At 71.7% G+C, this 9,819-nt stretch carries 8 protein-coding genes; 5 read left to right on the top strand and 3 right to left on the bottom strand.

The annotated features are described in order from the left end of the window. Positions 1-55 precede the first annotated feature (55 nt). Complete coding sequence (locus ITI46_RS18925; protein ID WP_307808231.1) at positions 56-910, top strand: carbohydrate ABC transporter permease; 855 nt, start codon at positions 56-58, stop codon at positions 908-910. Between the two features lie 155 nt (positions 911-1,065). Here ITI46_RS18925 and ITI46_RS18920 read toward each other — a convergent pair whose 3' ends face one another. Further along, positions 1,066-1,701: an LAETG motif-containing sortase-dependent surface protein gene (locus tag ITI46_RS18920; RefSeq protein WP_209240836.1), complete on the bottom strand. Its 636-nt coding sequence runs from the start codon at positions 1,699-1,701 to the stop codon at positions 1,066-1,068. A gap of 225 nt (positions 1,702-1,926) precedes the next feature. Between ITI46_RS18920 and ITI46_RS18915 the strand changes: the two genes are divergently transcribed. After that, a complete protein-coding gene (locus ITI46_RS18915) occupies positions 1,927-2,739 on the top strand; it encodes a carbohydrate ABC transporter permease (protein WP_209240840.1) in 813 nt (270 codons plus the stop codon). Here ITI46_RS18915 and ITI46_RS18910 read toward each other — a convergent pair. Then, positions 2,676-3,623: a LysR family transcriptional regulator gene (locus ITI46_RS18910; RefSeq protein ID WP_209240839.1), complete on the bottom strand. Its 948-nt coding sequence runs from the start codon at positions 3,621-3,623 to the stop codon at positions 2,676-2,678. The two genes, ITI46_RS18915 and ITI46_RS18910, sit on opposite strands and share 64 nt — an antisense overlap. Before the next feature lie 169 nt (positions 3,624-3,792). Between ITI46_RS18910 and ITI46_RS18905 the strand changes: the two genes are divergently transcribed. Further along, positions 3,793-5,001: an MFS transporter gene (locus tag ITI46_RS18905; RefSeq protein WP_209240835.1), complete on the top strand. Its 1,209-nt coding sequence runs from the start codon at positions 3,793-3,795 to the stop codon at positions 4,999-5,001. Between the two features lie 15 nt (positions 5,002-5,016). Beyond that, on the top strand, positions 5,017-6,111 hold the full coding sequence (locus ITI46_RS18900) for a protein kinase domain-containing protein (RefSeq protein ID WP_209240834.1): 1,095 nt from the start codon (positions 5,017-5,019) through the stop codon (positions 6,109-6,111). 110 nt (positions 6,112-6,221) lie between these two features. Here the strand turns inward: ITI46_RS18900 and ITI46_RS18895 are convergent, their stop codons facing one another. Beyond that, positions 6,222-7,247, bottom strand: a complete 1,026-nt coding sequence (locus tag ITI46_RS18895) for a 6-phosphofructokinase (protein WP_209240833.1) — start codon at positions 7,245-7,247, stop codon at positions 6,222-6,224. Between the two features lie 343 nt (positions 7,248-7,590). On the opposite strand from ITI46_RS18895, the gene pta reads away from it, so the two are divergent. Continuing rightward, positions 7,591-9,738, top strand: coding sequence for a phosphate acetyltransferase (gene pta / locus ITI46_RS18890; protein WP_209240832.1), 2,148 nt, complete (start codon positions 7,591-7,593; stop codon positions 9,736-9,738). Positions 9,739-9,819 lie beyond the last annotated feature (81 nt).

The raw sequence follows: 9,819 nt of genomic DNA, 5'->3' as shown, positions 1-9,819 counted from the left end.
GCACACCCCACGCCACCGACGCCCCCCACGTACCCCGCGTCCCCGTAACGAGGGCGTGCTGCGCTGGCTGCCGCTGGCGCCCGCGACGACGGTGATGCTGCTCTTCCTGGCCGGACCCATCGGCTACTGCTTCGCGCTGGCGTTCACCGACATGCGGCTGACCGGGCAGGAGTCGGCGTCGTTCGTGGGGCTGGACAACTTCACCCGCGCTTTCGGGGACGCGCACTTCCGCAACGCGGTCGTCCTCACGCTCGTCTTCACCCTCATCTCCTCGGTCCTGGGACAGAACAGCCTGGGCCTGGCGCTCGCCTCGCTGATGCGGCGGGCCTCCCGGACCGTACGGACGGTCACCGGCGCCGTGGTGATCAGCGCCTGGGTGCTGCCGGAGATCGTGGCGGGGTTCTTGCTGTACACCTTCTTCCACCGGGAGGGCCAGCTCAACGCCGTACTGCACTGGCTGCAGCTGCCCACCCAGAACTGGCTGGTGACGCTGCCGATCCTGGCGGTCTCCTTCGCCAACGTATGGCGCGGGACGGCGTTTTCGATGCTGGTCTACTCGGCGGCGCTCGCCGGGATTCCGCAGGAGGTCACCGAGTCGGCCGAGGTGGACGGGGCGAGCGGGTGGCAGCGGCTGTGGCACATCACGCTGCCGATGATCCGCAAGTCCATCGGCACCAATCTGATGCTCAACACCCTGCAAACATTGTCGGTCTTCGGGCTGATCTGGGCGATGACCAAGGGCGGTCCGGCGCACCGGAGCGAGACGCTGCCGGTGTTCATGTACGACCAGGCGTTCACCAAGTCGCTGATCGGCTACGGGACGGCCGTCGCGCTGCTGCTGCTCGTCGTCGGCGCGCTGTTCTCCACCGTCTATCTGCGGCTGATGCGCGAGGAGGTGGGGACGTCGTGACGCCGTCGGGCGTACGCGGTGCGGCGTCAGCGGCCGGGTTGCCCGGCGGCCGGGTGGGGCGGGCCGCCGGGCGGTGCTACGGGCTGTCCTTCAGCCGCCCGGCCTTGCACATCGGGGCTGCACGGGGGACAGCCCCGGCGCGGTCAGCGCCGAGTTCAGCTCTGCGACGCGCGGCGCTTGCGCGCGAAGACCACCAGGCCCCCGCCGAGGACGACCACGGCGGCCGCGATGCCGGCGATCATCGGGGTGTTGCTGGACGAACCGGTCTCGGCCAGGTCGTCACCGCCGCCCTGCGGCTTGGAGGCCGGAGCGCTGCTGCTGGACTCGGGCGCGCTCGGCTCGGGCTTCTCGCTGGCGCTCTGCGAGGGGCTGGCGCTGGGCGAGGGCGAGGTGGACTCCGACTCGCTGGGCGACGGGGCCGGAGGCTTCGAGGGCTCCTCGCAGACCGGGGACTTCTTGGTCTCAGGACCCCACGAGAACTGGTCGCCGTCGGAGGCCACGACCTGCGCCGTGACGTCCAGCGGCTCGCTGTGCTTCGGCAGGTCGACCTTCTTGTTGAAGCTGCGGCCGAAGTCCTCGCTGATCAACACCTTGTCACCGGCCTTGACGGTGACCTTGTTGCCCTTCGGTGCGTACTGCTTGAGATCGATCGAGACCGAGTCACAGGTCACCGACCACTGGGGGGTGTGTGCCTGGGCGGGGGCGGCCGCTATCGCGGTGCCGACGAACGCCGCGGCACCGGTCGCCGCGATGGCGACCGACCGCTGCCATCTGAGGCGCAGTGCTGTCATCGTTTTCCTTCCGGTAGGACCCCGTCGTTGCCACATGCACGTACGACGGGTGACAGCACGGTACTCGCATCCTCAACCCAGGACACACGGACCCCGCAATATCCAACTGTTCCCGGCCAAGGGGCAGTTCGCACTCAAAGCGGCGCACCCCGAATGCCGCAGGTCGCGGGCGCTTGCGAACAGCTGCTCGAAGGAGGTTGCGATTAGGTGAAGTTGAGCACACACATGCGTAGGCGGCTCGCGGCGGACGGTGGGCTGCTGGTGGTCGCGGCGGCGTTCGTGACGCCGCTCGCGTGGCTGGTTCTCGCCTCCCTGGACGCGGAGGCGACGCTTCGGGTGCGGCCGCCGGGCTCGCCCACGCTGGACAATTTCTCCGCGGTGCTGACGGATGAGATCACCTTCACGCCGATGCGCAACAGCCTGGTGCTGTGCGGTGGTGCGACAGCTCTGACGGTGGTGTGCGCGGCGCTGGCGGCCTATCCGCTCTCCCGGTTCCGGTCCCGGTTCAGCCGCCCGTATCTGCTGGCCATCCTGTTCACCACGTGTCTGCCGGTCACGGCCGTGATGGTGCCGGTGTACGGGCTGTTCGTGCAGATCAACCTGATCGACACGATGTACGGCACCGCGCTGTTCCTGGCCGCCTCCCAGCTTCCGTTCGCGGTCTGGCTGATGAAGAACTTCATGGACTCGGTGCCGCTGGTGCTGGAGGAGGCGGCCTGGACGGACGGTGCCTCTTGGTGGCAGTCGCTGCTGCGGGTCGTACTGCCGCTGATGGGGCCCGGTGTCTCGGTGGTGGCGATCTACAGCTTCGTGATGATGTGGGGGAACTTCTTCGTACCGTTCATGCTGCTGCTGAGCCCGGAGCAGATGCCGGCGTCGGTCAGCATCTTCACCTTCTTCGGCAACTACGGAGCCGTCGTCTACGGCCAGTTGGCCGCCTTCTCGCTGCTGTACTCGACGCCGGTGATCCTGCTCTACGTGCTCATCGCCCGCCGGCTGGGCGGCGGCTTCGCGCTGGGCGCCGCGGTGAAGGGGTGAGCACGAAAGGAGTGCACAGAACTCTCAACGGTGCGCGCGAAGGCGTCCAGCAGCGCGCTGTTGCTGCCGCGCAGTCTCACCATCGCCAGCTCCGACGGCGGCAGACCTGTCACCGGTACGAAGACGATGTCCGCGCGGGCGTGCGCCTCGGCGGTGGGCCGGCACAGCAGCATCGCCCCGCGCCCCGCCGCCGCGTTGGCCAGCCCCTCCTGGAGCGTGGCCACAGCCGGCCCGCGCGCAACGGTGCGCCCCTCGGGGGTACGCGGCGGCGCCTGGTGGTCGCGCCAGTAGCCGGGCGCGGGCGGCGCGGCGGCGATGAGAGGGCAGTCGGCGAGGTCCTCGGCGTCCAGCGTGCCGCGCCCGGCCAGCGGGTGGCGGGGGGAGACGGCCAGCGTCCACGGCTGCTCCTCGAAGCAGGGCCCCACCACCAGGTCGGGTTCGGCGACGGGCAGCAGCACGACGGCCGCGTCCACCTCGCCGCGCCGCAGCGGCCCGAACGGGTCCGCCATGGTGATCTCCACGATGTCGGTCTCCACCCGCGGATGGCGGGCGTGGAAGAGGCCGAGCGCCGCCGTCATCAGGTGGCTGGCGCTGCCCAGGAACCCCAGCCGCAGCCGCCCGGCCACACACCGCGCCGCAGCGCGTGCCTCGTCCACGGCCTCGCCCAGCAGACCGTAGGCGGGCCGCAGCCGTTCCAGGAAGCGGGAGCCGAGCGGTGTGAGCGCCACCCGGCGGCTGGTGCGCTCCACCAGCCGCGCCCCGATCCGGCTCTCCAGTGACCGCAGCAGCTGGCTGACCCGGCTCTGCGACACGTACAGCCGCTCTGCGGTGCGCCCGAAGTGCAGCTCCTCGGCGAGGACGAGAAAGCACTCCAGCTCTCGCATCTCCAGCGAACGGATGCGGGTACCGACGCCCGGCGTACCGCCGTCCACGGACTTGCCGCCGTCCACGTCCGTCTCCTTCTGCTCGGCCTGCCGTATCGATGAGCCCTGCTCATAGAAGGATGAGAAGTCCGCCGTTGTTCCCCCCTGGGCGCCCGCGAAGGCTGGGGGCATGACAGAAACCCTCACCTCGGCCCCCTCCCGGGCGCGGGAGCGCACACCGCTGCGGGCCTGGCTCGGCGTCGCCTCGCTCACCTCGGCCACCTTCGCGGTCACCGCGGCCGAGATGCTGCCCGTCGGGCTGCTCACTCCCGTCGGCGACAGCCTGCACGTCTCGGAGGGCTCAGCGGGCCTGACCGTCACCCTGACCGGCATCGTCGCAGCCCTCGCCGCGCCCCTCGTCCCGCTGGCCGCCGGCCGGCTCGACCGCCGCACCACGCTGGCCGGGCTGGCGCTGCTGCTGGCCGCCGCCAACGCGCTGTCGGCCGTGGCGCCTTCCCTCACCGTGCTGCTGATCGCCCGTGTGCTGGTGGGCGTCGCGCTCGGCGGCGTATGGGCACTGGCGGCCGGGCTTCCGGTACGGCTGGTGCCGCAGCGCTCGCTGAGCACGGCGCTGGCGGCCGTGTTCGGCGGCATCGGCATCGCGAGCGTACTGGCCGTCCCGGCAGGCACCATGCTGGGCGAAGCGGCCGGCTGGCGGACCGCGTTCGGCGCGGCTGCGGGGCTCTCGGCGGCCGTGGCGGCGGCCCTCGCGCTGCTGCTGCCCGCGCTGCCCGCCGAGCGTCCGGTACGCCCCGGCACCCTGCTGCGGCTGCTGCGCAACACCCGGCTGCGCACCGGGTTCGGCTTCCTCGCCCTGCTGGTGACCGGGCACTTCGCCGCCTACACCTATGTGCGGCCCGTGCTGGAGCAGCTCTCGGGTGTCGCGCCCGCGCTGATCGGGGCGCTGCTGCTGGCCTACGGCGCGACGGGCATCGTCGGCAACTTCGCCGCCGGCGCCCGCGCTGCCCGCCGGCCGCGGGGCACGCTGCTGACGCTGGGTGCGGGCATCGCCGGGACGACGGTGCTGCTGGCTGCGGTCGGTCCGGCCACCGGGCCCGCCGTGGCGGTACTGCTGCTGTGGGGCCTGGCCTATGGCGGGGTCTCGGTCAGCAGCCAGGCGTGGGTACTGGCCGCCGCGCCCCGCGAACGCGAACCCGCCAGCGCCCTGTTCGCCTCCGTGTTCAACGCCTCCATCGCGCTGGGCGCCTTCGTCGGCGGGCGCGTGGTGGACGCGGCCCCGCTGCGTACGGTGCTGCTGCTGGGGACCGCACTCGCGGTCTGCGCGCTGGCGGTGCTCGCCTTCGCGAAGGACCCGTCCCCCGGCCCGGCGGACGGGTGAACCTAGCATGAGCCCATGCGAGGGCGTCGGCTGAACGGCCGCTACGAACTGCTCGAACTCCTCGGCGCCGGCGGCATGGGCGAGGTGTGGCGGGCCCGCGACCACCAGTTGGAGCGCGAGGTCGCCGTCAAGCTGCTCGTGCCGCAGCGCGGCGGGGCCGGGGAGGCCGGCCGCGAGGAGATGGCGGCCCGCTTCCGGCGGGAGGCCCGCTCGGCGGCGGCGCTGGACAGCCCGCACATCGTTGCCGTACACGACCACGGCGCCGACGAGGGCTCGCCCTTCCTCGTGATGGCGCTGGTGCACGGCAGCTCCCTGCACGAGGTGCTGCGCGACACCGGCCGCGTCCCGCTCGGCGACGCCCTGCGCTGGACCGCCGATGTGTGCCGCGCCCTGGAGACGGCCCACGCGGCAGGCGTCGTGCACCGCGACATCAAACCGGCCAACATCATGGTCGAGGACGCCGAGGGCGCGGGCCGAGCGAAGGTCGTCGACTTCGGCATCGCCAAGTTCACCGAGGCCCGCGCCACCGACCCGCAGCTGACGACGACCGGCGGCGTGCCCTTCGGCAGCGTGCTGTACATGGCGCCCGAACAGTTCCGCCAGGAGCGCGTCGACGGGCGTACCGACCTGTACGCGCTCGGCTGCGTCCTGTACGAACTCCTCGTCGGCCGCCCGCCCTACACCGGCTCGGCGGCCGGCGTCATGTTCAACCACCTGCACGACGTACCACTGCGGCCGAGCCGGGCCCGGCCCGAACTCCCGCCCTCCGTCGACCGGTTGGTCCTCACCCTGATGGCCCGCGTCCCGGCGGACCGCCCGCCGAACGCGGGGGAGGCGCTGGCGCGCGTACGGGAGGTGACGGATACGGGGGAGCGGCGCCCGGCACCGCGACCGCCCGCGGATGCGCCGCTGGAGCCCGCGGACTCGCCACCGGAGCCCGCGGACTCACCGCCGGTGCCCGCGGTTTCGACGGCACGGCGCGTCTGGCGCGACCCCGACTGGACCCCGACGAGGCTGCGCCCCATGCCCACTGGACGCCGCCACACCGGCCTGATCGCCTTCACCATCGTGTGCCTGCTGATCGTGGGGACAATCGCCCTCCGCGGCTAGAGCGACGACGCGCCCCGAAGGGGCGCGGGGAACTGCGCGCGCAACCGCACACAACCCGCAGACCGCAACGGACGGCAAGGGGCACCCCCTCCCCGGAAGTCCCCCGAAGATCAGAACACCGCTTCGGTCTCATCCATCCGGTCCTGCGGCACCCTCTTCAATTCCGAAACCGCATCGGCCAACGGCGCCATGACGATCTCCGTACCCCGCAAGGCGGTCATGTGCCCGAAGTCGCCCCGATGGGCGGCTTCGACGGCGTGCCACCCGAACCGGGTGGCGAGCACCCGGTCGTACGCCGTAGGCGTCCCCCCACGCTGGATGTGGCCGAGAATGACGGGGCGGGCCTCCTTGCCGAGCCGGTGCTCCAACTCGATCGCGAGCCGGTTCCCGATACCGGCGAAGCGCTCGTGGCCGTACTGGTCGATCACGCCCTTCTCGTACGGCATGGAACCCTCGGCCGGGTGCGCGCCCTCGGCGACGCAGACGATGGCGAACTTCTTGTCCCGCGCGAACCGCTCCTCGACCATCTTGACCAGGTCGTCGACCTCGAAGTTGCGCTCGGGGATGCAGATGGCGTGCGCACCGGCCGCCATGCCCGCCTCCAGTGCGATCCAGCCGGCGTGCCGCCCCATGACCTCCACGACCATCACGCGCTGGTGGGACTCCGCGGTGGTCTTGAGCCGGTCCATGGCCTCGGTGGCGACGCCGACGGCGGTGTCGAAGCCGAAGGTCCGGTCGGTGGCGGAGATGTCGTTGTCGATGGTCTTGGGTACGCCGACGACCGGCAGCCCGATCTCGGCGAGCATCCGCGCCGCGGTCAGCGTGCCCTCGCCGCCGATGGGGATGAGGGCGTCGAGACCGAGCCGGCCGATCAGCTCCTCGGAGTTGTTGCAGGCTTCCCGCAGCCGGTCCCGCTCCAGCCGGGCCGAGCCGAGAATGGTGCCGCCACGGGCCAGGATGCCGCTGACCGAGTTTATGTCCAGGGGGCGGTAGCGGCCCTCGAGCAGGCCCTTGAATCCGTCTTCGAAGCCGATGACCTCGTCGCCGCGGTCGTGCACGGCACGGTGCACGACGGATCGGATCACGGCGTTGAGACCGGGACAGTCTCCGCCTGCGGTGAGGACTCCGATGCGCATGGGGTTCGCTTCTCCTGCTCCGTAGATGCCCGCCAGGACGGGCCGCTTGGGGCACGGTCGGACCTCACTGTCCGGGGTGCCGCTGGTCCGTGTGAGCCGGTGCGATTGTTTCACGTCTTGAAGGCGAGGGCATGGGCCCCGCCCAGCATCCGGACCGCCTCGCTCCGGTCCCGCCACCGGATCCACCCGCCCTCCGCCTGGCGAGCGTCCTAGCCAGTGGCGCGGGTATTGTCAAGGGTATAGCCGACCCTTTACGGGTGCTTTCTAGGCGAAACCGCTCAAGAACACCCCCAGAGCGATCTCGACCGCGACTCGCTCGACCGCGACTCGGAGGAGACAGCGCGTGACGCGCAGCGTGTACGTGACCGGCATCGGACGCAGCGACGGCCGTCAGGTCGTCGAGCTGGGGGTCATGGAGCTCCTGACCCGTCAGGTGGACCGCGTGGGGGTGTTCCGGCCGCTGGTGCACGACGAGCCCGACGAGCTGTACGACCTGCTGCGCAGCCGCTACCGGCTCAGCCAGCCCGCCTCCACCGTCTTCGGGATGGGCTACGAGGAGGCGGCCGCGCTCCAGGCCGAGCGGGGCACGGACGAGCTGATCTCCCAGCTGGTGGAGCGCTACCACCGGGTCGCCGACGCGTACGAGGCCGTACTGGTCCTCGGCACCGACTTCGCCGACACCGGGCTCCCCGCCGAGCTGGCGCTCAACGCCCGGCTCGCGAACGAGTTCGGCGCCGCCGTACTGCCCGTCGTCGCGGCCCGCGACCAGTCCCCGGAGGCAGTGGTCGCCGAGGTGCGCAACGCCCACGACGCCTACGCCTCGCTCGGCGCCGATCTGATCGCGATGGTCGCCAACCGGGTGGCCGACCCCAAGGCCGTGGCGGCGGTGCGCAGCCTGGCCGAGGGGCTGCCCGAGCCGGTGTTCGTCCTCCCGGAGGAGCCCGCGCTGGCCGCGCCGACAGTGGCCCAGGTCAAGGAGGCGACGGGCGCGCGGGTGCTGCTCGGCGACCACGCCGGGCTCTCCCGCGACGTCCGCAATCTGGTCTTCGGCGGCGCCCATCTGCCCGTCTTCCTGCCCGCGCTGACCGAGGGCTGCCTGGTGGTCACCCCGGGCGACCGCTCTGACCTGATCATCGGCGCACTGGCCGCGCACTCGGCCGGCTCCCCCGCCATCGCGGGCCTCCTGCTCACCCTGGATGAGCACCCCGGCGACCAGACCCTGGCACTCGCCTCCCGGCTGGCGCCCGGTACGCCGGTGCTCGTGGTGTCGGAGGGCTCGATGCCGACCGCTGACGCGCTGCTCTCCCTGGAGGGCAAGCTGACGGCTGCCACCCCGCGCAAGGCGGAGATCGCGCTGGGGCTGTTCGAGACCCATGTGAACGCCGCCCAGCTGTCCGAGCGGCTGGCGGTGGAGCGCAGCGAGCGGGTCACGCCGATGATGTTCGAGCACGAACTGGTGGAGCGCTCGCGCGCGGCACGGCGCCATATCGTGCTCCCGGAGGGCAACGAGGAGCGGGTGCTGCGCGCCGCCGAGGTGCTGCTGCGGCGCAACATCTGCGACCTGACGCTGCTGGGCGACCCGGCGGCGATCCGCAAGCGCGCCGCCGAGCTGAGCATCGGGCTCGATCTGCCGGGCGACGACGAGGCGCCCGCCGAGGCCCTCGCGGGCACGGGCGGTGCCACCGCGCGGATCGTCGACCCGCAGACCTCTCCGCTGCGGGAGCGCTTCGCCGAGTCGTACGCCGCGCTGCGCGCCCACAAAGGCGTCACCTATGAGCTGGCCCACGACGTGGTCTCCGACGTCTCGTACTTCGGCACGATGATGGTCCACGAGGGCCTGGCCGACGGCATGGTCTCCGGGGCCGTGCACTCGACGGCGGCGACGGTGCGCCCCGCCTTCGAGATCATCCGCACGAAGCCGGACGCCTCGATCGTCTCGTCCGTCTTCTTCATGTGCCTGGCCGACCGTGTGCTGGTCTACGGAGACTGTGCCGTGGTGCCCGACCCGGACGCCGAGCAGCTCGCAGACATCGCGATCCAGTCGGCCACCACCGCGGCGCGGTTCGGGGTGGAGCCGCGCATCGCGATGCTGTCGTACTCGACGGGCACCTCGGGCTCGGGCGCCGACGTGGACAAGGTGCGCCGGGCCACCGAACTGGTCCGCGAGCGCCGCCCCGATCTGCTGATCGAGGGACCCATCCAGTACGACGCCGCGGTGGAGCCCTCGGTCGCCGCCACCAAGCTGCCCGGCTCCAAGGTCGCGGGCCAGGCGACCGTGCTGATCTTCCCCGACCTGAACACCGGCAACAACACCTACAAGGCCGTGCAGCGCTCGGCCGGTGCCGTCGCCGTCGGCCCCGTGCTCCAGGGCCTGCGCAAACCCGTCAACGACCTGAGCCGCGGCGCTCTGGTGCAGGACATCGTCAACACCGTCGCGATCACGGCCGTCCAGGCGCAGGGCGAGCACGCACCCGGCACCCGGCACGCCTGAAGCCCGTTTCCCGACCCCGTTCCCCTACCCCGTTTCCAGACCCTGGTCCCGAGCCCCGTTTCCGAACCCGTGAAGAAAGCC

It is taken from the genome of Streptomyces oryzae (assembly GCF_017676365.1).
GTDB classification, from domain to species: Bacteria; Actinomycetota; Actinomycetes; order Streptomycetales; family Streptomycetaceae; genus Streptomyces; species Streptomyces oryzae.
This window is presented reverse-complemented; position numbering and strand designations above follow the sequence as displayed.